Consider the following 25,701-nt stretch of genomic DNA (forward strand, 5'->3'; position numbering starts at 1 on the left):
AATAAGAAAGGGCAGGCACCAGATAACGGCGCCTGCCCTTTACTTCATTTCTTTTATAAGCCTTGCGGCGGTGTATTCTCTAATACTTGATCGATCAGGCCATATTCTTTGGCTTCGTCGGCCGTCATGAAGTAGTCGCGATCGGTATCCTTCTCGATGCGCTCCAGCGGTTGGCCAGTGCGATCAGACAGGATGCGGTTCAGCTTGTCACGCATTTTGAGAATGCGGCGAGCACGGATCTCAATATCCGTAGCTTGACCCTGTGCGCCGCCGAGCGGCTGGTGAATCATAATCTCGCTGTTAGGCAGACCGTAACGTTTGCCTTTAGCGCCTGCGTTGAGCAGGAATGCACCCATAGAAGCAGCCATGCCGACACAGATCGTCGAAACGTCCGGCTTAATGAACTGCATCGTATCGAATATCGCCATACCTGCGGTAATGGAACCGCCAGGACTGTTGATGTAAAGATGAATATCCTTCTCAGGATCCTCAGCCGACAAGAACAGCATTTGGGCAATGATGGAATTGGCGACCACGTCATTTACGTCGGAGCCGAGGAAGATAATGCGGTCTTTCAGCAATCTGGAATAGATGTCGTACGCCCGCTCACCGCGGTTGCTTTGTTCAACGACCATAGGTATAAAACTCACGTGGAAAACCTCCTCTTAAGTACCTCATATAAATACTGTTACCGTATTACCCACATGATAAACAATTTAAATCAAAAAGTCAAAGATAGTCAAACTATTGGGTAAAAAAAAGAGCCGTCATGGGCACTTTAGGGTAATCAGTATAGAGAATAAAGATAAAATGGCGCGCCCGCGAGGAATCGAACCTCGATCTCAGGCTCCGGAGGCCTACGTCATATCCATTGGACCACGGGCGCATAAGAAAAATGTCTATCGACGTACATTCAAAGAAGACAGACCGCGTTTAGCGGTAGTTTTTCTTGCGATATCAGGAAGCTGACTCCGCGAAGTTTATACTTTCTGATATCTAAAAAATTAGCAACGAAGTTGATTATACCGCATCTATTTCAAAAATACAATAGCAGACAAAACTTTGTTCCTATTATATAGACAAGCCTGTAGTTGGTCATAATGAATAAGAATGCTTGGGGTAGAGAAATATACTTTCGGACACTTGCAACCGGCAGGATTATTGGTTAGAATAAGGGTGGGACTTAAAAAGTTCAACTGGGACATTTTACGACCAGGTAGAGGAGAGCCGAGACGAAGTTTGCAGGAGTGGAATGCATGCGTAACCTATTAGAAATACAAGAGCAGCTTCTGCCGGATCTGATGGAAATTCTTAAACGAAGATATTCCATCCTTCATCAGATCAAGCTGTCCGGAATTGTTGGCCGAAGAACATTGGCTTCATCACTCTCGATGACCGAGCGTGTCCTCAGAGCAGAGACTGATCTTCTGAAAGCGCAGGGGCTAATCGAGATTGAAACGCTTGGCATGCGGATCAGCAGCTCAGGGATATGCTTGCTGGAGGAACTCGAACCGGTTATGAATGAGTTATTCGGACTGGTTGAACTGGAAGAGAAGATTCGTCAGGCTTACGGGCTTCGTAAAGTGGTCATTATTCCCGGTGACAGTGAGTTATCTCCGGAAGTCAAACGCGAGCTTGGCCGTGCCGGAGCAAGAACGCTGCTAAGCTTTGTAAAGGATGGAGATACGATCGCCGTAACAGGCGGCTCCACGCTCGCCGAAGTAGCAGAGCAGATGTCCTCTTTACCTGGTGGCGAACCGCTGACAAGCACTTGGTTTGTGCCTGCCCGGGGCGGTCTCGGGGAGAGTGTCGAGATTCAAGCGAACACCATTGCCTCCAAGATGGCAAAGCGTGTGGGGGCTGAGTACCGATTACTTCATGTACCAGATCTGCTAGGCGAAGATGCCTACCAGTCTTTGGTGCAAGATCAGCATATCCAGGAAATTGTGGATGTGATCAGGCGCTGCCGAGTCATTATTCACGGCATCGGAGATGCCATGGAAATGGCAAGAAGGCGGAAGCTGGATGAAAACTCTATTCAGAACTTGCAGGCAGATGGCGCGATTGCGGAATCCTTTGGCTACTACTTTAGTGAAGATGGTGAAGTTGTCCACAAAATGCTTACCCTTGGGCTTCGGCTTGAGGATATTATGCAGACAGAGACGATCATCGGCATTGCTGGAGGGCAAGGCAAGGGCAAGGCGATTCACGCGGTGCTAAAATTCGGACATGAGGATATTCTCGTTACCGATGAAGCAGCTGCACTGGAAGTCGAGAAGGAGATTGACGCCGGTATTTGAATCCACGGGCGTACAACTGATTTTTCATTATTGTTGTCTTGATTGGCTTAACGGCCAATCTTGAATATATAAATTTTACAAATATGGAGGGAACTACTCATGGTTAAAGTAGGTATTAACGGTTTTGGACGTATTGGACGTAACGTGTTCCGCGCTGCGCTGAACAACAGCGAAGTTGAAATCGTGGCAATCAACGATTTGACGGACGTAAAAACGCTGGCACACCTTTTGAAATATGACACAACTCACGGAAGACTTAATGCAACAGTTGAAGCTAAAGAAGGCGCACTCGTTGTAAACGGCCGTGAAGTGAAAGTATTCGCTGAGCGTAACCCAGAAGCATTGCCTTGGGCTGAGTATGGCGTTGAAATCGTTGTAGAATCCACTGGTATTTTCACAGCGAAAGACAAAGCTTCCGCTCACTTGAAAGGCGGCGCTAAGAAAGTTATCATCTCCGCTCCAGCAACTGACGAAGATATCACCATCGTTATGGGCGTTAACGAAGACAAATACGATGCAGCTAACCATACTGTAATCTCCAACGCTTCTTGTACAACCAACTGCTTGGCTCCTTTTGCTAAAGTTCTTGACGAGAAGTTCGGTATCGTTAAAGGTATGATGACTACGGTTCACTCCTACACGAATGACCAGCAAGTGCTTGATCTTCCGCACAAAGATCTGCGTCGTGCTCGTGCAGCTGCTGAAAACATCATTCCATCCACAACAGGTGCTGCTAAAGCGGTTAGCCTCGTTCTGCCACAATTGAAAGGTAAATTGAACGGTATGGCTATGCGTGTACCTACGAAGAACGTTTCTGTAACGGACCTCGTAGTTGAGCTGTCCAAAAACGTAACACTTGAAGATGTAAACGGAGCTCTGAAAGCAGCTGCTGAAGGCCCGCTCAAAGGCATCTTGAACTACTCCGAAGAGCCGCTTGTATCCAGCGACTACAATGGCGACCCAGCTTCTTCCACTATCGATTCGCTCTCCACTATGGTAGTTGGCGACAACATGGTGAAAGTTGTTTCTTGGTATGACAACGAGTGGGGCTACTCCAACCGTGTCGTTGACCTCGCTGCTTACATCGCAAGCAAAGGTCTGTAATTGATCTAGCCATACAATCGAAGAGGAGTTCCGTTTCACGGGTCTCCTCTTTGGTTCATGGTTTTTCCTTGTTTTCATGCCAGAGCACTGGGAAGAATAGACAAGATCCGGGCGCTGGTTAGCGATAGAGAGAGAAACGAGAGCAACTGCATGCTGTCGGTGAGGAGAATAGTTTTCTTAGGAGGAACGTGGAGATGAACAAGAAAAGTGTACGTGATGTAGAAGTAAGTGGCAAACGGGTGTTTGTCCGCGTCGATTTCAATGTACCGCTCGAAGATGGTAAAATTACAGACGACACTCGTATTCGCGAGACTTTGCCGACCATTAAATATTTGGTAGAGCAAGGAGCGAAAGTCATCCTGGCCAGCCACATGGGCCGTCCAAAAGGAGAGGTCGTTGAATCTTTGCGCCTGACTCCGGCAAGTCAGCGTCTGTCCGAGCTGCTCGGTAAACCGGTAGCCAAGGCGGATGAAGCGGTAGGAGAAGCGGTTAAAGCGCAGATAGAGAAGCTGCAAAACGGCGATGTGCTCGTGCTTGAAAATGTTCGTTTTTACCCTGGTGAAGAGAAGAATGATCCGGAACTTGCGAAGCAATTCGCTGAGCTTGCTGATCTGTTCGTGAATGACGCGTTTGGTGCTGCTCACCGTGCGCACGCTTCGACAGAAGGTATCGCTCATCATCTCCCGGCAGTATCAGGATTGTTGATGGAGAAAGAGCTGTCCGTTCTCGGCAAAGCCCTTTCGAATCCGGACCGTCCTTTTACCGCCATCATCGGTGGATCGAAGGTTAAGGACAAAATCGACGTGATCGACAACCTGCTTACGCTTGCTGACAATGTCATCATCGGCGGTGGACTTGCTTACACGTTCTTCAAAGCTCAAGGCCATGAAATCGGTCAATCTCTGCTTGATAAAGATAAGCTTGATGTTGCACTTGGTTTCATCGAGAAAGCTAAAGAGCTGGGCAAAAACTTCTACCTGCCGGAAGATATCGTCGTTACGGACGAGTTCAGTGCAGATGCGAATACTAAGATCGTTGATATCGACGGCATTCCTGCCGATTGGGAAGGCGTTGACATCGGTCCTAAGACTCGCGCCAAGTATGCAGAAGTGATCAAGAACTCCAAACTTGTCGTGTGGAACGGTCCTATGGGCGTATTCGAAATCGCTCCGTTCAGCAACGGTACTCGTGAAGTGGCACAAGCCTGTGCGGATACGGAAGCTTACACGATTATCGGCGGCGGCGACTCGGCTGCAGCTGCGGAGAAATTCGGCCTTGCCGACAAGATGAATCACATCTCGACAGGCGGCGGTGCATCTCTTGAGTTCATGGAAGGCAAAGCACTTCCTGGTGTTGTGGCATTGAACGATAAATAGAATTAGGCACATTGGATAGCAAGTGGATGAAGAAGTTTGGACCCCGATTCTTCGGGGGAATAAAGGAGTGAATCGTGTGAGAACACCTATCATAGCTGGTAATTGGAAAATGTTCAAAACTGTTCCGGAAGCAACTTCATTTATTGAAGATGTGAAAGGCAAAGCGGAAGTAGAAGGCGTGGAAAGCGTGATCTGCGCGCCATTTACCAATCTTCCTGCATTGGTTGAAGCGGCCAAGGGCACGAACATCAAAATCGGTGCACAAAACCTTCATTTTGAAGATAATGGCGCCTTTACTGGTGAAATCAGCGGTTTGATGCTGAAAGATTTGGGCGTGGACTATGTCATTATTGGACATTCCGAGCGTCGTCAGTACTTTGCTGAAACGGATGAGATCGTGAACAAAAAGGTACATGCGGCATTCCGTCATGGTCTTCTTCCAATCGTATGCGTTGGCGAAAAGCTGGAAGAACGCGAAGCTGGCCAAACCAAAGACGTGTGCAAGGTACAAACAGAAGCTGCGTTCGCAGGTGTTCCGGCTGATCAAGCGATTCATGTTGTTATTGCTTATGAGCCAATCTGGGCGATCGGAACGGGCAAATCCTCTACGGCAGAGGACGCGAACGAAGTTATCGCATACATCCGTGAACTCGTTAAAGGGCTGTATGGTGAAACCGTTGCAGACCAAGTTCGCATTCAATACGGCGGTAGCGTGAAGCCTGAAAATGTAGCGGAGTATATGGGACAAAGTGACATCGACGGCGCGCTCGTTGGTGGTGCAAGTCTACAACCGGCTTCCTACATCGCACTCGTTGAGGGGGCGAAGTAAATGTCTGCTCCAAAACCTGTAGCTCTGATCATCATGGACGGTTTCGGTCTTCGGAACACCGAGGTGGGCAATGCGGTCGCACAAGCGAACAAGCCTAACTACGACCGGTATTTGAAGCAGTACCCGAACACCACGTTGACCGCTTGCGGTGAAGCCGTAGGCTTGCCGGAAGGTCAAATGGGGAACTCCGAAGTGGGTCACTTGAACATCGGCGCAGGCCGGATTGTGTATCAGGACTTGACCCGTATCACGAAGTCGATTCGTGAAGGAGAGTTCTTCGAGAACGAAACGTTGGTGGAAGCCGTTCGCGCTGCCAAGAACAACAACAAGAAGCTGCATCTGTACGGACTGGTATCCGACGGCGGCGTTCACAGTCATATTGAGCATATGTTCGCCATGCTGGATCTTTGCAAAAAGGAAGATTTCCATGACGTATACATCCATGGCTTCATGGATGGACGCGACGTGGCACCGGACAGCGGCAAGCAGTTCGTTAAGGATCTGATTGCGAAGATTGAAGAAGTGGGCGTTGGCCAAATCGCTACGCTTTCCGGTCGTTATTATGCGATGGACCGCGACAAGCGTTGGGATCGTGTCGAGAAAGCTTACCGTGCCATGGTGTATGGCGAAGGACCTAAATATACGGATCCGCTGAAAGCCATCACTGAATCTTACGAGAAATCGGTTTACGATGAATTCGTTGAACCGACCGTAATGGTGAATGGTGAAGGCGAGCCGGTTAGTCTGGTGGAGAGCGGAGATTCCGTCATCTTCCTGAACTACCGTCCTGACCGTGCGATTCAGCTGTCCCAGGTGTTTACGAATAATGATTTCCGTGGCTTTGAACGTGGACCGAAGTTCCCGCAAAACTTGCATTTTGTCTGCTTGACGCTGTTCAGCGAGACGGTGGAAGGCTTCGTCGCCTACAAACCGAAGAATCTCGACAACACGCTAGGCGAAGTGCTGGTTCAGCACAACAAGAAGCAGCTTCGTATTGCGGAAACCGAAAAGTATCCACACGTCACGTTCTTCTTCAGCGGTGGACGCGATGTTGAGCTTCCAGGCGAAACACGCGTACTGATCAACTCGCCGAAAGTGGCGACGTACGATCTGAAACCGGAGATGAGCGCTTATGAAGTGGCGGATGCTTGTGTGAGAGAAATCGAAGCGGATAAGCATGATGCGATTATTTTGAACTTCGCGAACCCGGACATGGTAGGCCATTCCGGTATGCTGGAGCCGACGATTAAAGCCGTTGAGACGACGGATGAGTGTGTCGGTAAGGTCGTTGAGGCTGTTTTAGCAAAAGGCGGGGTTGTTCTGATCACCGCTGACCACGGAAATGCGGACATGGTATTTGATGAGAATGGACGTCCATTCACCGCCCATACCACGAACCCGGTTCCGTTCATCGTAACGGATGAGAATGTAACGCTGCGTGAAGGCGGTATTCTCGCCGACATCGCGCCAACGATTCTCGATCTGATGGGGCTGCCGAAGCCGGACGAAATGACGGGAACCTCCATGATTGCAGCACGTAAATAAGTAGTTCATAATGGAACATAAACATAACATTAAAAGGAGACTATACACATGACTATTATTTCTGATGTATATGCACGCGAAGTCCTTGACTCCCGCGGCAATCCAACCGTAGAGGTTGAAGTATACCTGGAATCCGGTGCAATCGGTCGCGCGATCGTTCCATCCGGTGCTTCCACTGGCGTTCACGAAGCCGTTGAGCTTCGCGACGACGACAAATCCCGTTACCTGGGCAAAGGCGTTCTGAAAGCCGTTGAGAACGTGAACGAAATTATCGCTCCTGAAGTGATCGGCATGGACGCTCTGGACCAGCTCGGCATCGACAAGCTGATGATCGCTTTGGACGGTACGCCAAACAAAGGCAAACTGGGCGCGAACGCAATTCTGGCCGTATCCATGGCTGTAGCTCGCGCTGCTGCTGATGCATTGGATCTTCCATTGTACGTTTACCTTGGCGGATTCAACGCCAAACAACTTCCAGTACCTATGATGAACATCGTGAACGGTGGCGCTCACGCGGACAACAACGTTGACGTTCAAGAGTTCATGGTATTGCCTGTTGGCGCTCCTAGCTTCAAAGAAGCGCTTCGCATGGGTGCTGAAATCTTCCACAACTTGAAATCCGTTCTGAAGGGCAAAGGCCTGAACACGGCGGTTGGTGACGAAGGCGGCTTCGCTCCTAACTTCACATCCAACGAAGATGCACTGTCTTCCATCATCGAAGCGATCGAAAAAGCCGGCTACAAGCCAGGCGAAGATGTATTGCTGGGTATGGACGTTGCTTCCACCGAGTTCTTCAAAGATGGCAAGTATGTTCTGGAAGGCGAAGGCAAATCCTTCACGCCGGCAGAATTCGTGGACTTGCTCGCTTCTTGGGTAGACAAATACCCGATCGTAACCATCGAAGACGGATGCTCCGAGGACGATTGGGAAGGTTGGAAATTGCTCACCGAGAAATTGGGTAACAAAATTCAACTCGTGGGTGACGACCTGTTCGTTACCAACACCGAGCGTCTGGAAAAAGGTATCAACGAAGGCATCGGTAACTCCATCCTGATCAAAGTTAACCAAATCGGTACATTGACTGAAACATTCGATGCGATCGAAATGGCAAAACGCGCAGGATACACGGCTGTAATCTCCCACCGTTCCGGTGAGTCCGAGGACAGCACGATCGCTGATATCGCAGTAGCTACGAACGCAGGTCAGATCAAAACGGGTGCTCCTTCCCGTACAGACCGTGTGGCAAAATACAACCAATTGCTTCGCATCGAAGATCAATTGGGTGAACTTGCTCAATACAACGGCTTGAAGTCGTTCTACAACTTGAAGCGCAAATAATTGAAATAATAGAAAGCCCAGCTCCTGCTTTTGGGGGAGCTGGGCTTTTTTGCATTAACTTGAGGGATGTCTGGGGGAGGGAGTGGCTGCACACTCTGATATGGTGCTGTGGGACGGTGCGTATATCGGTTCCGGTCGCTGTTAAAATCGGGAAGCAGGAATGAAATAGGTTTAAGGAAGCTTCCCGATTTTAAAGGCGAACGCGTTGCTCCTCCACCCGATATACGCACCTGAGCAGGGGAGAGGTGTGCAGCCTCTTGGGGGCATCTCGTAGGAGTGCAAAGAAAGCCCAGCTCATGTTAGGTTACATGAGCTGGGCTTTTGAGTGTGGGAGGGGGAGAAAGGGAAGGGCGGCTCTCTGTTATCGTGACGTGGGGTCGTGCGAATATCGGCTCCGGTCGCTGTTAAACTCGGGAAGCAGGAATGAAATAGGTTTAAGGAAGCTTCCCGATTTTAAAGGCGAACGCGTTGCTCCTCCACCGATATTCGCACCTGAGCGGGGAAGAGGTGTGGAGCTACCATGATACTCTAGTAGATCTAAACGCCTATCTTTTTTATAGTTCAAGTTTCCTATATTTGCCGTTATAATGATGAAGACGGAAGTTATAGGAAAAATACTACAAGTAAGGTGGCTTGAATCTATGACACGATCACTCCAACGATCGAGAAAATGGCCGATTTTTCCTGCGGCTATGCTCGTCGCAGCAGTCTTATGGGCCCCCGATGCCCATGCAGCTGACGTTCAGCAGCTGACGGGAGAACGGACGAAGCAGGATATCCTGAATAAATGGCAGCAGTTCAAACCGATGGATACTGGCACATCCTATATGGGGCCTGAACGAATTTACATGGAATCGCCAAGCGTCGCCGTACCCTATAAGGCAGGGACGATAAAACCGGAATATATCGAGGACGGCATTCGGGCCGTCAACTTTGTAAGATACCTATCCGGCCTGCCGGATGACGTGACAGCCAACCCTTCGCTTGCAGGGCAGCAGCAGGCGACAGCGCTTGTGAACGCCCTGCATCAAAAGCTGAACCATTATCCAACCATGCCGGCGGGCATGGACGATTCGCTGTACGCTTCAGCGAAGGAAGGCGCGAGGACAAGCAACCTTTACGGCGGCAGCCCGACCTTTTATGACAATGTCCTTGGTTATATGGCGGATAGCGGGGCTACGAATATCGACCGCGTCGGACACCGCCGGTGGATTATCAATCCGGAGATGAAACAGACCATGTTCGGAATGGTACATACATCCAACAACGTTGCCTATGCGTCGATGTACGCGATGGACAAGGGCCGCGCAGCTTCCGAAGTTCAATATGATTACATCTCCTGGCCGTCTGCAGGATATTTTCCGGAAGAGGTTTTTAAGACAAACGATCCATGGTCGGTGTCGTTGAACCCGCAAAAGTATGACCGGACCAGAACGGATCAGATTCAAGTGAAATTGACCCGTGTGAGGGACGGGAAAGAGTGGAGCTTTGACAAGAGCGACAACGATAAATCGGGCAAATATTTCAATGTGCAGACCAGCTATTACGGCGTGCCGTTTGCCGTCATTTTTAGGCCTGACAGCATAGGCGATTTTGCGCCGGACGATGCCTTCACCGTTCAGATCACGGGGCTATATACCGCTTCCGGAAGCACGGCACAGGTTGAGCTCACCACGACGTTTTTCAAAATGATGCCTGGTTTATTGGCCCGCTACGATATTCAGCTCCAAAAGGGGCAAACCCTTCAAATGGGCCTCACTGGCGGACTTCAGACCAGTGGCAATACGTTCAAGAGCGGAGATAACCGGATCGTTGAGATAGATGCAAACGGCAAGGTCAAAGCCGTAGGCAAGGGATCGACATGGATCTCTGCCAATGATTATCTGGGGGCGAGAAGCCTGGTCTACGTTAACGTGAATGATGGTCCGGCTAATGGCAAAGTGAGCAACTGGGCTCAAGCGGATTACATGAAGGCAAAAGCGAATGGCATTATCGGCTGGTCGTTTGACCGATCCTACCAGCAGCCGATCACCAGAGTGGAGTTTACGGAGATGGCGGTACATATGATCGAAACCATGCTGGGACAGGATCTTTATATGGATGTCTCTGGCGTTAAGACCCCATTTAAGGACGTCGATGATTGGACCGTGACGTGGGCAAGCCAAAACGGCATCATCAACGGCACATCGCCGCAATCCTTCTCGCCGCGAGCGACCATCACCAGAGAACAGGCTGCCGCGCTGATCCTTCAGGTGTATGCCAAGACAAATGAATTGAAAGGCAGACCGGCGTCAACCGGATCAGCTGCGGCTTCGCTGTTCGCGGACGATAGCAACATCTCGCCATGGGCGAAGGAACAAGTATACCAAGCGATAAACCTCTCTTTAATGAACGGCATGGCCAAGAATCAGTTCAACCCGAAAGGCGAGCTCACCTTCGAGCAGACGTATGTGCTGCTGTTAAATTGCTTTGAAATGCTGATGGAAAAGTAAGTTTTTTAAATCCGATATCAAACGTGGCCCGCATGATCGAGAGTGGCTGACCTCGACGTTAGCGGGCGTGATCGTTAACGCGCTTGAGCACGAAATGTGTTGATGCAGTAGATGAAGGCCAAGCTCTTTCCGGAGAGTTTGGTCTTTTTGTCTGATAAAAATAGAACAAATCTACACATCCACTGCGCTTGCCCTTGGCATCGACCGCACATATCCATGCAATTTCAGGCATTCCCATTCTCAAGCGAACCGGTGCTGATATAATTGAAGAACAAGCGAGCGAAAAGGAGAGTGCGGGAGGGTGCTGAACCGAATACGATTCCTGTTTCCACACAAGCTGAAATACCGTCTGTTTGCCGCGTTCGTTCTGGTCATACTGCTGCCTTTCGGCATTTTGAATTTGTACAACTACCAGCGGATCGAGACCTTGGTCCAGGAGAAAATCAGCCAGCAGAGCCACAGCCAGCTGGAGCAGATGTATCGAACGCTTGAGGATCAGTTGAGCGTGGCCTTTAAAACGCTGATCTTTCTAGAGCAGGATTCGACGGTGGCCTCCGTGCTGACCCATCCCGGGCAGCGACAAGGACTCGAGAACAAAAACCTGATGGAGGAAAAGTTCAAAAATTTGAACAACAGCTTTTTCCTGTATAATCCGTCGGTCTACTTCACGATTCTCGATTTTCATGGTAACGCTTACACTTCATATTCTCCCAGGGAGGCCCTCGATTACAGAAAGCTGCGGGACAACCCTGGATTTGATAGGGAACAGATGGAGGGCGTGTCGTATCACTGGGTTTCGAGCGATGCGAATTACGTACTGAGGGATATCTCCACGAGCCCTTACCTGCTGTCGCTGTACGCTTACATGGAAACTCCCCGCAACAAGCCGTACGGCATGGCCCGGATCAGCATCGATTACTCCTTTTGGTTTCAATCTGTAATGAAGCAGTCGACGCTGCGACAGGAATATTTTTTGATTACGAGCGCCGGCGAGAACGTATCCCAATCGATCCTGAACAGCAGTCTGACAAGCGAGGTGAAAGCCAGGATTGCAGCCGAGCCTAGGCAGAAGTATTTTATCGACAAAGCTTCGAACACCCTGGTGAATTATATTTACGTGGAGTCGCTGGACTGGTATATCGTGAACCGGATTCCGCTGACGGTGCTTTTTAACGAGATTGAGGAACTGAAGCGCCAATATTTTATGACCTTTTTCCTGCTGACCGGCGCGTTTCTTATCATGACCTTCATCATTGCAGCCACGATTACCCGGCCGTTATCTCATTTGCAGAATAAGATGAAGGCGGTTGTCCGCAAAAATCTGAAAATCCGACTGCCCGAGCGTAAGTTTCGAGGTGAGATTCTGGAATTGACGCAGACGTTTAATTCCATGCTCGACGACATGGATGTGCTGATTCAGCGATTGAAGGCCGAGGAAAGGCAGAAGGAAGCGGTGCATTTTCATATGCTGCTGGCCCAGATGAACCCGCATTTTCTGCTCAACACGCTAAATACGGTCAAGTGGATTGCCATCCGTCATGGAAATGACGATATCACCAATATCACCCTGTCTCTCGGCAAACTGCTGGAGGCGAGTCTGAATACGGAGAAAGATCTGGTGCACCTGAAGGATGAAATCGAGCTGGTGCAGGCCTATGTGCATATTCAGCAGGTGCGTTACAATCACCGTTTTGAGGTGACCTTTGCGTATGATGAGGACATTCTCTATGCGCTTGTGCCAAAGCTTTGTCTGCAGCCGCTCGTGGAGAATGCCATCCTGCACGGAATCGGGCCGCTGCCGGAGCAGGAGGGCCTCATTGAAATTACGGTTATCCGGGAGGGGCCGAACCGGCTGGCGGTTGAGATCAAGGACAACGGCGTCGGCATGGAGCAGTCCCGGCAGGCGAACGGGATGCGTAAACGGCCGGGCATCGGTCTTAGCAATGTACAGGAGCTGCTTCGGCTGCTGTTTAAAGAAGAGGGCAGCATGGAGATTATTTCTTCGGAGCTGGGAACGAGGATTCGGTTCTCTATCCCATTGTTAATCTCAACACCCTATCAGAATGAACACTTGATTTCATCATAACGGGCAGATTATTCGGCGCTTCGGCCTGTGCGGGCTGGAACGGGATTTTAAAAGCTACGAGGAGGGGAGACCTATGTGGAAGGTGCTGCTGGTGGAGGATGAGGTGTTCGTGCGAGAGTCCGTACGGGAGATCATCGCGTGGGAGGAGCTTGGATTCAAGGTGGCGGGAGAGGCAGGCAACGGTGCCGAGGCGCTGGAGATGATCCGGAGCAACCCGCCCGATCTCGTGCTGACTGATATCGTGATGCCGGAGATGGACGGCGTGGAGCTCCTCCGCAGAACCCGGGAAGAGGGGTACGCCTCGCGGTTCGTGATGCTGACCTGCATGAGTGATTTCGAGTATGTCCGGCAGGCGATGGAATATGGTGCATCCAACTATATCTTGAAGCTGTCAATGAGCGTGAATACGCTGCGGGAAACGCTGCACAAAATGAACGTCGAGCTGGCGAAGAATAACCCGAACCCGAGCCAACCTGTTCCGATTCCGGTCGTGCCCACGGAGACGATGCCGTCACAGCCGGCACATCATCCCTCCCCAAGGGAAATTACGTCGCACCCGGAAGTACAGAAGATACTGCAGTATATCCATGAGCACTACGAGCAGGACATTACGGTGAAATCGATGTCTGGCTACGTGATGATGGGCGAAAATTACGTCAGCGCGCTCTTCAAGAAAAAGACCGGACGCACCTTGATTCATTATTTGCACCAGGTCCGGGTGGATAAAGCCATCGCGTATTTGCTTCAAACCGACCTCCCTGTTCACGAGATCAGCCTTCGGGTGGGGTTCGTGAACGACAATTATTTTATTAAAATCTTTAAGCGATTGACCGGATTCACGCCGAGTAAATACAGACAACATAGCAAAGACCTCAAATAGAACGATTCTATGCAAGACATAGGATTCGCCGAAACAGGAATTCCATCATTTTGTTCCATCATCTGAATGGATATGTAGCTTAAAAGCGGCTCCCGTTCCCTGCTACGATGAGAGGGCATCATCAAAACCATTATGATTTTCTGGGAGGTCTCTAATATGAAAAATAAAAAGGGATGGGCGATGCTTCTCATCGGTATCATGCTATTGGGTCTTCTCGCCGGTTGCGGTGGTAAGGAACCGTCATCCGCAAGTGAGGGACAAGGAACGGACAATTCGAAAGCGCCTTCATCGGGCGAACCGATCAAACTAACCATGTGGGGCGGCGTACCGCCGGAAGCGGGACCGCAAGAAGTCATTGATGCATGGAATGCTGAGCATCCGGATGTTCAAGTCGAATATGTGCGCTACGTCAATGACGATGACGGAAACCTGAAGCTCGATACTGCCATGATTACGGGCCAGGATGTAGACCTGTTCGTAAATTACACGCTTTCCCAAACGTCCAAACGGGTGGAGTCCAACCTAGCCTTGGATCTGAGCCAATTCAACGATTACAATATTGACGAGAAAATGGGACCTGACGCCGAAGGCTGGAAAATCAACGGGAAGTATTATGGAATGCCGACCACGAAGAGTGCGTTCTTCGTCGCGCTGAACAAGGAAGCCCTCGATGCAGCGGGCCTGCCCGTTCCGAAGGATTGGACGTGGGATGAACTGCGCGAATATGCCAAGAAACTCAAAGTCGGTAATAACTACGGGTTTATTCAAAATATGGAGCCTTTCGTCGATCCGATTGATTCGGTGTTATCGCAAGAGGGGTATACCAAGGCGGACGGAACTTCGAATCTGGACCACCCGCTGGTCAAAAAATGGCTGGAAACGCTGAAGGTCATGATGAAGGAAGACAAGACCACGCCGCCGCTCGGAGAGCAGCTGACTTCCAAAATGCCGGTGGAGCAAGTGTTCTTGAGCGGAGAAGTGCCTATGTTGAATATCGGGGCCTGGCTCCTGCGAAGCTCGAACAACTTTACCGATTTCCCGCGCGACTTCACCATCGCATTCGCACAAGTGCCGAGACTGACGGACAGTGCAGACAATTACGTGACAAGGGGCGGTCTCGGGGATTACATCTCCATTAATGCCAAATCCAAAAAGCAAGCGGAAGCTTGGGAATTCCTGAAGTGGTATGCGGACGGAGGCATGGCTCCTATGGCTGCTGGCGGAAGATTGCCTGCATCGAAGGACGCCAATCAGGAAGAAGCGTTAAACAGCCTGCTCGGGGATAAGAAAGACACGTATGACCTGGATTCCCTGATGCATGTCATGTTCGAAGACAAAACGCCTACGTATGTAAGGAGCTTGCCGCAAGAGGTAATGGATATGCGCGCCCAGGAGTACGAGAAGTATTTCCTGGACGCACAATCGCTGGATCAAACTCTAGAAGCCATGGTAAACCGGCATAATACGTTATTAAAAGAGGGCAAATAAGAGGTTATCAGCACTAATAGAAGGGGACTATCGCTTCAGCGGTGGTCCCCTTTTTTGCTTGAGATAATAGAACAAATCTACGGAGCCGCCAAAAATCACGACCCTGCAATTGCATACTTCTGTAGCATAAATTCGAAGGTTTTGTTCCTTATCCCCGCTTGGTCCCGACTGCTATGCTTGAGATGAAAAAGACCAAGAGGAGTGGGGCTATGTGAAAACATCCTGGATGAAACGGCAACAGTATCTCGGCTATCTGTTTATCGGTCCGAACATGGTCGGCGTGATGCTGTTTTTTATTGTGCCAGCCTTGTATTCGTTCTATCTCATGTTTACGGATTACAAATTTATGAGCTCGGACACGAAGTTCGTGGGTCTGGCCAATATTCAAAAAATGCTGGGCGACGAGGTCTTCTACATTTCGATCAAAAATACGTTGTTCTTTCTGTTATCCGTTCCTATATCGATTGGACTGGCTTTTATCGTCGCCGTAGTTTTGAACCGCTCGGTGTATTTAAAAAAGCTGCTCCGCGCCTTATATTTCATGCCTTACATCACCAGCGGCGTCGCCGTGGCCTTTGTGTGGATGCTGCTGTTCCATCCGAATAACGGCCCGATCAACGGAATCCTCAAGTCGTTCGGCATTACCAATCCCCCGGGATGGCTGTCCACCATGGATTCCTCTATGTATGCCATCGACATCATCTGGATCTGGTTTATGCTCGGCTATAACATGATCATCTACCTAGCCGCTCTGCAAGAGGTTTCGACTGAACTGCTGGAGGCCGCCAAAATCGACGGGGCCCGCGCCTGGCAAACGGTTCGCAGCATCTTGTGGCCGCTCGTCAGCCCTACAACCTTCCTTCTGCTGATTACCGGGCTCATCATGACCATCAAGCAATTCGGGATCATTCAAGCCATTACGCAAGGGGGCCCGGGCAACAGCACCACCGTGCTGTCCCTGTTCATTTACCAAAACGCCTTCCGTTACTACGAAATGGGTTATGCATCCGCGATCTCCTGGGCGCTGTTCTTGATCATCATGATCTTCACTGTCATTCAATGGATCGGTCAGAAGCGCTGGGTTCACTATTAAGGAGGAAGGAATATGACCAAAGCTTTATATACTAAAATAATCATCACGCTCATTATGCTGTTCTTCAGCGTAATTATGATCGTTCCTTTCCTCTGGATGATCAGCACTTCGTTCAAGATGCCGGCGGAAGTGTTCCAATACCCGATTAAGTGGATTCCCGCCCAATTCATGTGGGATCATCATGTGAAAGTGTGGACAGGAGCGAACAGCTTTGGCCAATACTACCTGAACTCGCTAAAAGTCGCCTTGATCAGCACCGTCGGAGCGGTACTGCTGTCCGCTTTAGCCGCTTACGGCTTTGCCCGGATCGAGTTTAAGGGACGGAATGCTATGTTCATGATCTATCTGTCGATGATGATGGTCCCTCCCCAGGTCTTGTTTGTACCGAAGTTCATCATGTTCGACTGGGTCGGTATCTACAACACGCATTGGGCCCTTATATTGCCGGGCGTATTCACGATTTTCGGGGTGTTCATGATGCGGCAGTTCTTCCTCTCCGTACCGCATGAAATTTCGGAGGCTGCCTTTATCGACGGAGCAGGACATTTCCGCATTTTTTCGCGGATCATTCTGCCGATGGCGAAGCCTTCGCTGGCTACGCTGGCCATTATCGATTTCTCCTGGCACTGGAACGATTACGAGAACGCTTTGGTGTTTTTGATCGATCAGGATCTGTATACCGTTCCGCTGGGACTGCAAAATTTCATTCTGGAAAATACGGTGGATTATAACGGCATGATGGCGGCGGCGACCGCAGGCATCATTCCGATGATTCTCGTGTTCCTGATCGGTCAGAAATATATCATTCAGGGCGTGGCGAGCTCGGCTGTAAAAGGATAGCCCAGAATCCAGGTCCACACATGAGCTGGACAAAAATGAAAGGAGTCGAAGCATGAGAAACGAAACGGCAGTAAGCGACATTACGGTGATTGGCGGCGGTTTGGCAGGGGTATGCGCGGCGGTGGCAGCCGCTAGACTCGGACAGAAGGTAGCACTCGTGCAGAACCGTCCCGTGCTGGGGGGCAACTCCAGCAGCGAGGTGCGGGTATGGGTTTGCGGCGCGACGGCCCACGGGATCAACCGCTATGCCCGGGAAACCGGCATTATGGGCGAGATGTTCGTGGAGAACCAGTACCGGAATCCGGACGGCAATCCGTATCTATGGGATTTGATCGTGCTGGAGACCGTACGGGCCGAGCCGAATATAACCTTGTTCTTGAATACGGACGTGCATGAGGTTGAAGCGGATGGTGATTCTGACGCGCGGCAGATCCGATCGGTTACCGGTTGGATGATGGGCTCGGAGCGGCGCATCCGGTTTGAGAGTCCCGTGTTCCTGGATTGCACGGGGGACGGGCTGGTCGGCTTTCTGGCGGGAGCGAAATACCGGATCGGGCGGGAAGCCCGCAGCGAATACGGGGAGGAATGGGCGCCGGAAACGGCGGACGATGTGACGCTCGGCAGCACGCTGCTGTTCTACACCAAGGACGCCGGACATCCGGTGAAATTCGTGCCGCCCGTTTTTGCGAAGGATATTACGCAGACGCCGATCCCGATCAAGCGGGTCATCCGCAGCGGCGACTCGGGCTGCCATTACTGGTGGATCGAATGGGGCGGGGAGCTCGATACCGTGCATGACAATGAGCGGATCCGCGATGAGCTGTGGTCGGTCATTTACGGCATATGGGACTATATCAAAAATTCCGGCAAATTCGATGCCGTCAATATGACGCTGGAGTGGGTCGGCGCCCAGCCGGGCAAGCGGGAATACCGCCGGTTTGTCGGCGACTATGTGCTCACGCAGAACGATATCATGGCCCAGGAGCCGTTCGAGGACCGGGTGGCCTTCGGCGGCTGGTCGATCGATCTGCATCCGCCGCAGGGCATGTACGCCGAAGAGAGCGGCTCGAAGCATATGCATGCGGACGGGAATTACCATATCCCGTACCGCAGCCTGTATTCGGCAAACGTGACCAACCTGTTGTTCGCCGGGCGCAACATCAGCGCCACCCATGTGGCCTTTGGCACCACGCGGGTGATGGCGACCTGCGCCGTCCTGGGCGAAGCGGCCGGCACGGCTGCGGCGCTGTGCGTCCAGCACGGCATTACGCCGCGCGAGCTGTCGCGCAGCCGGAGCGGGGAGCTTCAGCAGACGCTGCTGAAGCAGGATGCCTCCGTGCTTGGGGTGGTGAACCGCGATCCGCGGGATCTGGCACGAAGCGCCAAGATCAGCGCATCGTCCCACCTGTCCAGGATTGCGATCGAGGAGGCGGAGGCCTCTTATGCGCTGGAACGGGACATCGCCGTGCTGATGCCGGTCGATCCGCGTCTGAGCGGAGAACTGGAATGGCTGATCGATGCGAAGCGGGATACTCAACTGACCGTAGAAATTTGGAGCACCGGGAAAAAGGAGAATTACGTGCCCGCCAAGCTGGAGAGCCGGACGGAGATCCAGGTGAAGGCAGGAACGCAGCAGTGGGCAGCCATGCCCGTTGATTGGCAGCCGGGAGAAGCGCAGAATGCGTTTGTCATCGTTCGTCGCAATCCGGATCTCTCCCTGTATCTGTCCTCCCGGACCGTCAGCGGATGTCTTGCTTTTGAACGCGGTGCTGCCTCGCAGGTGTCCAAGGAGCTCGAGGACCATGACGACAACCAGCGCGTTGTCGAGTGGAGCATGAAAAAATGGGTTCGCCGAATGTTTTGCCTGAGAATGACCGGCATCACGGATGCTTATCATCCCGAGCATGTCATTGACGGCTATAAACGTCCGTTCGGCGGTCCGCATATGTGGGTATCGGAGCGCATCGCAGACGGGGAGACGCCTTGGTTGAAGCTGGAATGGGAAGAGGCGCGGACGATTCGTGAGATTCACCTCATTTTCAACGATGACGTTAATGAAGATCTGATCAATCTGCACCATCATCGTACGCCTTTCGATATCATCCCTGAGCTGGTCTGTGCCTATAGATTAGAGGCGCTGGATTCGGAAGGGAATTGGATTACGCTTGACTTGGAGGCGCATAACCGCCGCCGGAAGAGAGTCCACCGTTTGGAGGAGCCCGTTCAGAGCACGGCGCTTCGGTTGGTGGTGGAAAGCACGAACGGCTCGGATTATGCCGAGGTTATTGAAGTGAGGGTTTACTGTTAGTAAAAAATAAAAGCTGGCTCCTGTATTCATCAGGTGCCAGCTTTATTTCGCTTGTGAATTTCGACGAGCCCTCAAAAGGCTGACCGTGGCTCATGGGCATTTCGGTCCGTCTTGAAATAACCGCTTAGTAAGAGGTCACCGAACAGGATCATAAAGGTGGCTTGCTGTAGGCAAGATCATGTATTCATAAGGTTGATGATGCTAATCTTCTTTCGGCGGAAAGATCGTCAATTCTGCTGCAGCATCTCCAAAAATGCCCCTGCAGCAAGCGAGGGCGACACCTGCTTCCGAACAGCGACACCAATATATCGATCCGGTAACGGCATTTCTGTTCGAAGCTCTAGCAAGGAACCGTCCGAGATGCGGGACGCGACAAAGGCTCGCGGCAAGAATGCTGTTCCATAACCGCGCTCGGCAAATTCCGCTAACATGTCCAGGCTGTTCAACTCGAAGTCGGCTTCCACTTCCACTCCTTGTGACCGGAACCACCCTTCGATGAAGGAGCGTGTCGAGCTGCCGGGGGATAGCATTAAGAGGGGGAGCTCCGCCAACTGTTCTGTCCGAAGGGGCTCTCGCGCCCATTCTGCGAAGGCCGTTCCGATCACAGCGCAATAAGGGGAGTCATGCGAGTCGATGATCTTGATCTCTTCATCCGATACGGGCAGGTGAACAAAGCCGAGATCCAATGAGCCTTTCTTTAAGCGTTCCAAAATGCTGCTTGTCCGCTCCTGTGACAGCTGAATACGGATGTCGGGATAGCGGACATGGAATCGGTCGAGCAAGGCGAGGAGAAAGTCCTTGAGGATTGCCCCATTCGCGCCAATCCTCAGCCTGCCTTCGCTGAACTGCTGTAGCCTTTTCAAGCGGTGCTCGGCTGAATCAAGTTCATCGAATGCTTGCCTTACATGCTGATACAAGGCCTGACCTTCTTGCGTTAAGCGGACACCCTTGGATAACCGGTCGAACAGCCCTACACCGAGTGCTTCTTCCAACTGCTTGATGGCGTAACTCACAGAAGGCTGTGTCATATGGAGGTTTTGCGCAGCTTTCGTCAGATTGGAAGTCTCTGCCGCATGCAGGAACACTCGATACCATTCCGTGTTTGCGATCATTTGTTATCAATCCTCTCTATGGGAACTCTTCGATATTGCGATTTCATTTATTTCAAATATACCTCTAAACTGAAGGAGAAGGAATCGAAAGTATTCGGGAGGTATGGACATGGCAGGGAGTACGTTTGGAGAGCGGTTAAAAATGACTACGTTCGGGGAGTCACACGGAGAAGCAGTGGGCGTCATTTTGGAAGGCGTCACACCGGGCGTTGAGCTGGACGAGGCCTACATTCAGATTCAGATGGATCGAAGAAGACCCGGGCAATCCTCAGTTACAACTCCTCGCAAGGAATACGATAAGATACGAATTTTATCCGGTCTTTTCGAGGGGCGAACGACGGGAACGCCACTGTGCATCATGCTTAATAACACCGACATGCGCCCGTCGGCATACGACACAATCAAATCGGCCTACCGGCCCGGGCATGCGGATTTCACTTATGAAAAGAAATACAAGATCCGCGACTATCGCGGCAGCGGAAGAGCTTCGGGAAGGGAGACAGCTGCGCGAGTGGCTGCCGGAGCCGTGGCGCGCAAGCTTTTAGAACGTCGGGGCGTCTCCATCATGGCTTATACGACGGAGATTGGTGGCATCCGATGTGAGCAATTCGACGCCGATGCTATCGAACAAAATGCCGTTCGCGCGTGCGATCCTGAAGCAGCCGTTCGCATGATCGAGATGATCGAACGACTGGCAGAAGAAGGCGACAGCTGCGGGGGGATCGTCGAATGTCGAATTAGCGGCATTGCCGCAGGACTGGGGGAGCCCGTATTCGACAAGCTTGACGCTGAGTTAGCGAAGGCAATGTTATCTGTTGGCGCGATTAAGGGCATTGAATTCGGGACGGGCTTCCAAGCGGCCTCTATGCGGGGAAGCGAACATAACGATCAGATGGACGCAGGAGGGTTCCGGACGAACCATGCCGGCGGGATCATCGGTGGTATCAGCACTGGGGCGGACATCGTGTTTCGAGTCGTCGTAAAGCCGACTTCATCCATTTCTATCCCTCAACAGACTGTCGATGTGGACGGCAACGAACGGGAGATTGCGACGATCGGCAGGCACGATCCATGCATCTGTCCCCGCGTCGTACCCGTGATCGAAGCGATGGCTTGCATGGTAATCGAGGATCATTACAAGCGTCAAGCCGCCCTGCAAGACGAATAGCCGTCTGGATGAAGCCGATCGGAGAGTATCAGCTGTGTCTCATTTCAGCTATCGGGTATTTCTGGCTGTATGTTTCGCCAGGTCAATTCTTCGGAAAACGGTCCGTTGAATGGAGCTAGAAGTGGCGGTCCCATGAGCGGCAGGCTGTCCAGGTCAGCGGTAAGAGCAAATTATTATACAGCAAAAAACCGGAAGAGACTGAAGTCTTCTTCCGGTTTTTTGATTTAAGAGATAAGAAAGTATAGACATCCGAGGCTTAGCATCCTTATCTCGCAAGAAAAACTTCCGCTACATGCGGTCTGTCTACTGTGAAAGTACGTCGATCGACGTTTTTCTTATAGATATAGAATTTATAAGTTATCAGCGGAGCTGATGAAATTCTATATCGCAAGAAAACCTACCTTTGAATCGCGGTCGCTCGTCCTTGAATTGGCCTCGATAGAGGTTTTCTTATATTTAAAGATCCAATGCGGCTATAAGTCCCGGGGGGTGGGACTGAAATCGCATTAAACCAGGGTTTTCAAGGAATCCGGCGTGAATGGTGCCAACTCGTCGAAACGTCCGTTTCGAACCTTAGCAGCCCACTCTGGATCAGCCAGCAGGGCACGGCCTACGGCAACCAGGTCAAATTCATGCTCCTCAAGGCGGTTCAGCAGCTCTTCAAGGTCCTTCTGGCCGGCACCCTTACCTTGGGTGAAGAGGCTTGTAAATACTTCATCGAGGCCGACAGAACCAACGGTGATAACCGTTTTCCCTGTCAGTTTCTTGGCCCATCCAGCAAAGTTCAGGTCAGAACCTTCGAATTCAGGCTCCCAGAAGCGGCGGGTCGAGCAGTGGAATATATCGACCCCGGCGTCAGACAGCGCGGTTAACAACTGATCCAGCTTTTCAGGCGTATCCGCCAGCTTTGCTTCATATTGGGTCGTCTTCCATTGGGATAAGCGGATAGCAACCGGGAAGTCCGGACCCACCGCCTCACGTACGGCTTTCACCACTTCGACCGCAAAGCGGGCGCGCTTCAGCATGTCACCTCCGTATTCATCGGTACGCTGGTTCGTTCTCTCCCAGAGGAATTGGTCGATCAGGTATCCGTGGGCACCATGGATTTCTACTCCGTCAAAGCCAATGCGCTTGGCATTCGCGGCCGCATCGGCATAAGCTTGAATGACCTGCTCGATCTCATCCTTGGTCATCGGCTTCGTGACGACGTTGCCGTCCAGGTCAAGTCCGGATGGTCCGATGGGAAGTGCCTCCGGATTTGGCTCGGCGCCTATTGGTCTAGTCATGCCGATATGCCAAATTTGCGGCATGATCTTACCGCCGATTTCATGGACCTGACGGACCACCTCGGCCCAGCCGTTCAATGCGGCTTCACCATGGAAGTTAGGCACATTGGGGCTATCGGTAGCCGCTGGATGGTTAATCAGTGTTCCTTCGGTAATGATCAATCCGACGCCATTCTCCGCACGCCGGCGGTAGTAAGCGGCCACATCCGGGCCTGGAACGCCGTTAGGGGAGAACCCGCGCGTCATAGGGGCCATCACCACGCGGGACGAAAGAGTAAGGTTACCGATGGTAAATGGCTCGAATAGGGACGCTGTAGAACGGACATTTTGATTTTGGTTGGTCATGTATGGAATCCTCCAATATGTTTAATATGCTTTTCTGTATTTTCATAAAAATAGATATATATGATAAAAAGAAAGAGCTTTTAAGCTTAATCTTCAATTTCACTTTGCTTTTTAAGCCTAAAGCTCTTTCTTGAGTTGTTCGATAAAACGCTGAATGCCTTCCTCATTCCGTCTGTAATATGTCCACTGGCCCGCTCGATGGGATTCCAGTAGACCGGCCTTTTGCAATTTTACCAGGTAGCCAGAAACGACCGACTGAGCGAGTCCTGTTTTATCCGAAATGGAGCCCACGCAGATACCGCCCTGAAAATCACATTTCGAAGGCATGTGATCCTGCGGAGCAAAATGTTCCTCCGGATGCTTCAGCCACTCCAGGATTTTAAACCGGGACTCGTTTGATAGTGCTTTGATGGTTTGTAAGGTATCCATATGCTTATTATATCTATTTTTATAGAAATGTAAATATGGTTTTTAAAAAGATGGCTATCGGAAGATCAAAACAAGGCCAAGCGTTTGTTGTTTTGCCGTATGAAGGATGCAGACTACAGCTTACCGTGCTCCCACAAATTCAGCTGATTTGATGCCGGCTTGGCGGCCGAAAATAATGATCTCGGCAACAGAGTTGCCACCGATCCGGTTTTGACCGTGCAATCCGCCTGTTAGTTCACCGGCTGCAAACAATCCTGGAATAGGCTTGCCGTCTTTATCCAAAACTTCCGTGTTCGTGTTGATTTTTACGCCGCCCATGGTGTAGTGAATACCGGGGGCGATTTGGATGGCGTGGTATGGCGCTTCGGACAAGTCGTTATCCATGCCTGTCGTTCTGTCGAATTCGGTATCTTTATTGTTCTTCACCGCACTGTTCCATGTATCCAGTGTGACTTTAAGCTGATCAGCTGGGACGCCCATTTCTTTGGCTAAAGACTCGATCGAATCACCGTGAATGACAAAGCCCATTTTCTCATATTGCTGAATCGCTTTGACGCGGGATTTTACCCCGGAATCGAACACAAGATAAGCCGATTTTTCAGGAAGCTTATTGATGGCGGCGGTGACGTTGTCCCGAGTATCCAGCTCGTTTGTGAAACGTTTGCCTTGGCTGGTCACGAGGATGGCTCCTTCTCCCCGAACGGCCTCCCCGATGAGATAAGATTTCTCCTGCTGCACCGTAGGGTGAACCTGGATTTGATCCATATCGACCGTTGTACCGCCGAGCTTTTCAATCATGGTGATGCCGTCACCGGTGCTGCCTTCCTGGTTGGTGGTCACGTACCCTTTCAGATCGGACCGAACTTCGGAAATCATGTCCATATTGGCTCCGAAACCGCCGGTTGTTACAACGACGGCATCTGCTGCAATGTTTTTCTCATCATTCTCGTTGAAGATGACTTTGACGCCGTTTACCTTGCCGTCTTTTTCCGTAATATCCGTTACCTTGGCATTGACGAATAGCGGAATTTCTTGTTCTTGTACATTTTTTACCAGTCCGTTGACAAGGTATTGTCCTACTGCTGAGCCGTCCTCAGGACGGTGCGTGCGTTTTTCGTTCATGCCGCCCGTAATGGTGATATTGTTCAACCGAATCCCAATGGAATCCAGCCAATCGATCGCGCTTGCCGAGTTGTCAACGAAGAAACGAAGCATGTCTTTGTCGTTGGTTCCATGACCGCCCTTTAAAGTCTCTTCATAAAATAAATCGTTGTTGTCCTTAATGCCCTGTTCTTGTTGGAACTTGGTTTCGGAAGCATTCATGCCCGAAGATGATTTTATGGTATTCCCGCCGGCAATCGGCATTTTTTCAAAAATGACCGGATTCATGCCTTTTTCTTTTGCCTCAAGAGCAGCAGACATACCGGCTCCGCCTGCACCGACGATGATGATATCATACTTTTCTTTGAGCTGATCGATCGGCGTATAACCGGTTTGGGACGCACCCGAAACGGCTGTCTCTTGGTCTTCTTCTTTTTTCGCGTTGTCCTGACTCTGATCCTGGTTCCCGCTGCCGCATCCCGCGATAGCAAGCATGAAAGAGAGAATGAGTATAAGCGTTGCTGCAAACTTCCTTTTCACTGTGTAACCCTCCATTTTCTCTATATCTATTTAGTTGACCC

The 25,701-nt window shown here is 51.0% G+C and carries 19 protein-coding genes and 1 tRNA gene; 14 read left to right on the forward strand and 6 right to left on the reverse strand.

Annotated elements, in window-relative coordinates:
* Positions 1-53 precede the first annotated feature (53 nt).
* Together clpP and NYE54_RS01135 are read right to left on the reverse strand one after the other, a co-directional pair.
* Positions 54-650, reverse strand: coding sequence for an ATP-dependent Clp endopeptidase proteolytic subunit ClpP (clpP, locus tag NYE54_RS01130; RefSeq protein ID WP_006207581.1), 597 nt, complete (start codon positions 648-650; stop codon positions 54-56).
* 161 nt (positions 651-811) lie between these two features.
* A tRNA-Arg gene (locus tag NYE54_RS01135) sits at positions 812-886 on the reverse strand.
* A gap of 370 nt (positions 887-1,256) precedes the next feature.
* Here NYE54_RS01135 and NYE54_RS01140 point away from each other — a divergent pair.
* The 13 genes from NYE54_RS01140 (at position 1,257) to NYE54_RS01200 (ending at position 19,679) form a co-directional block, all read left to right on the forward strand.
* The gene (locus NYE54_RS01140) at positions 1,257-2,300 is read left to right on the forward strand and encodes a sugar-binding domain-containing protein (protein WP_339269384.1); all 1,044 of its coding nucleotides are present in this window, start codon (positions 1,257-1,259) and stop codon (positions 2,298-2,300) included.
* Between the two features lie 99 nt (positions 2,301-2,399).
* The gene (gene gap, locus NYE54_RS01145; protein WP_098741346.1) at positions 2,400-3,404 is read left to right on the forward strand and encodes a type I glyceraldehyde-3-phosphate dehydrogenase; all 1,005 of its coding nucleotides are present in this window, start codon (positions 2,400-2,402) and stop codon (positions 3,402-3,404) included.
* Between the two features lie 194 nt (positions 3,405-3,598).
* Positions 3,599-4,780 (forward strand): phosphoglycerate kinase, encoded by a 1,182-nt coding sequence (locus NYE54_RS01150; protein ID WP_339269386.1) that lies wholly within the window; start codon positions 3,599-3,601, stop codon positions 4,778-4,780.
* A gap of 76 nt (positions 4,781-4,856) precedes the next feature.
* Complete coding sequence (gene tpiA, locus NYE54_RS01155) at positions 4,857-5,609, forward strand: triose-phosphate isomerase (protein ID WP_213646118.1); 753 nt, start codon at positions 4,857-4,859, stop codon at positions 5,607-5,609.
* Complete coding sequence (gene gpmI / locus NYE54_RS01160) at positions 5,610-7,154, forward strand: 2,3-bisphosphoglycerate-independent phosphoglycerate mutase (RefSeq protein WP_100539594.1); 1,545 nt, start codon at positions 5,610-5,612, stop codon at positions 7,152-7,154.
* Between the two features lie 48 nt (positions 7,155-7,202).
* Positions 7,203-8,492, forward strand: a complete 1,290-nt coding sequence (gene eno, locus NYE54_RS01165; RefSeq protein ID WP_071219501.1) for a phosphopyruvate hydratase — start codon at positions 7,203-7,205, stop codon at positions 8,490-8,492.
* Between the two features lie 641 nt (positions 8,493-9,133).
* On the forward strand, positions 9,134-10,984 hold the full coding sequence (locus tag NYE54_RS01170; RefSeq protein ID WP_339269389.1) for an S-layer homology domain-containing protein: 1,851 nt from the start codon (positions 9,134-9,136) through the stop codon (positions 10,982-10,984).
* Positions 10,985-11,285: 301 nt separating this feature from the next.
* The gene (locus NYE54_RS01175; protein ID WP_339269391.1) at positions 11,286-13,070 is read left to right on the forward strand and encodes a histidine kinase; all 1,785 of its coding nucleotides are present in this window, start codon (positions 11,286-11,288) and stop codon (positions 13,068-13,070) included.
* Positions 13,071-13,143: 73 nt separating this feature from the next.
* Positions 13,144-13,950: a response regulator gene (locus NYE54_RS01180; RefSeq protein ID WP_339269393.1), complete on the forward strand. Its 807-nt coding sequence runs from the start codon at positions 13,144-13,146 to the stop codon at positions 13,948-13,950.
* A 156-nt stretch (positions 13,951-14,106) separates the two neighbouring features.
* The gene (locus tag NYE54_RS01185) at positions 14,107-15,438 is read left to right on the forward strand and encodes an extracellular solute-binding protein (protein ID WP_339269395.1); all 1,332 of its coding nucleotides are present in this window, start codon (positions 14,107-14,109) and stop codon (positions 15,436-15,438) included.
* A 211-nt stretch (positions 15,439-15,649) separates the two neighbouring features.
* Positions 15,650-16,531 (forward strand): sugar ABC transporter permease, encoded by an 882-nt coding sequence (locus tag NYE54_RS01190; RefSeq protein ID WP_009593631.1) that lies wholly within the window; start codon positions 15,650-15,652, stop codon positions 16,529-16,531.
* A gap of 12 nt (positions 16,532-16,543) precedes the next feature.
* Positions 16,544-17,371 (forward strand): carbohydrate ABC transporter permease, encoded by an 828-nt coding sequence (locus NYE54_RS01195; protein WP_076322663.1) that lies wholly within the window; start codon positions 16,544-16,546, stop codon positions 17,369-17,371.
* A gap of 52 nt (positions 17,372-17,423) precedes the next feature.
* Positions 17,424-19,679, forward strand: a complete 2,256-nt coding sequence (locus tag NYE54_RS01200; protein WP_339269398.1) for an FAD-dependent oxidoreductase — start codon at positions 17,424-17,426, stop codon at positions 19,677-19,679.
* Positions 19,680-19,906: 227 nt separating this feature from the next.
* On the opposite strand, the gene NYE54_RS01205 is transcribed toward NYE54_RS01200, so the two are convergent.
* Complete coding sequence (locus NYE54_RS01205; protein ID WP_339269400.1) at positions 19,907-20,791, reverse strand: LysR family transcriptional regulator; 885 nt, start codon at positions 20,789-20,791, stop codon at positions 19,907-19,909.
* A gap of 109 nt (positions 20,792-20,900) precedes the next feature.
* Here NYE54_RS01205 and aroC point away from each other — a divergent pair, with 109 nt between their 5' ends.
* On the forward strand, positions 20,901-21,959 hold the full coding sequence (aroC, locus tag NYE54_RS01210) for a chorismate synthase (protein WP_076322659.1): 1,059 nt from the start codon (positions 20,901-20,903) through the stop codon (positions 21,957-21,959).
* A gap of 506 nt (positions 21,960-22,465) precedes the next feature.
* On the opposite strand, the gene NYE54_RS01215 is transcribed toward aroC, so the two are convergent.
* From NYE54_RS01215 to NYE54_RS01225, 3 genes are all read right to left on the reverse strand, one after another.
* Positions 22,466-23,590: an NADH:flavin oxidoreductase gene (locus NYE54_RS01215; RefSeq protein ID WP_339269403.1), complete on the reverse strand. Its 1,125-nt coding sequence runs from the start codon at positions 23,588-23,590 to the stop codon at positions 22,466-22,468.
* Between the two features lie 117 nt (positions 23,591-23,707).
* Complete coding sequence (locus tag NYE54_RS01220; protein ID WP_076322657.1) at positions 23,708-24,019, reverse strand: helix-turn-helix transcriptional regulator; 312 nt, start codon at positions 24,017-24,019, stop codon at positions 23,708-23,710.
* A gap of 120 nt (positions 24,020-24,139) precedes the next feature.
* Positions 24,140-25,660, reverse strand: a complete 1,521-nt coding sequence (locus NYE54_RS01225; RefSeq protein WP_339269405.1) for a flavocytochrome c — start codon at positions 25,658-25,660, stop codon at positions 24,140-24,142.
* Positions 25,661-25,701 lie beyond the last annotated feature (41 nt).

It is taken from the genome of Paenibacillus sp. FSL K6-1330 (assembly GCF_037976825.1).
Lineage (GTDB): Bacteria > Bacillota > Bacilli > Paenibacillales > Paenibacillaceae > Paenibacillus_AQ.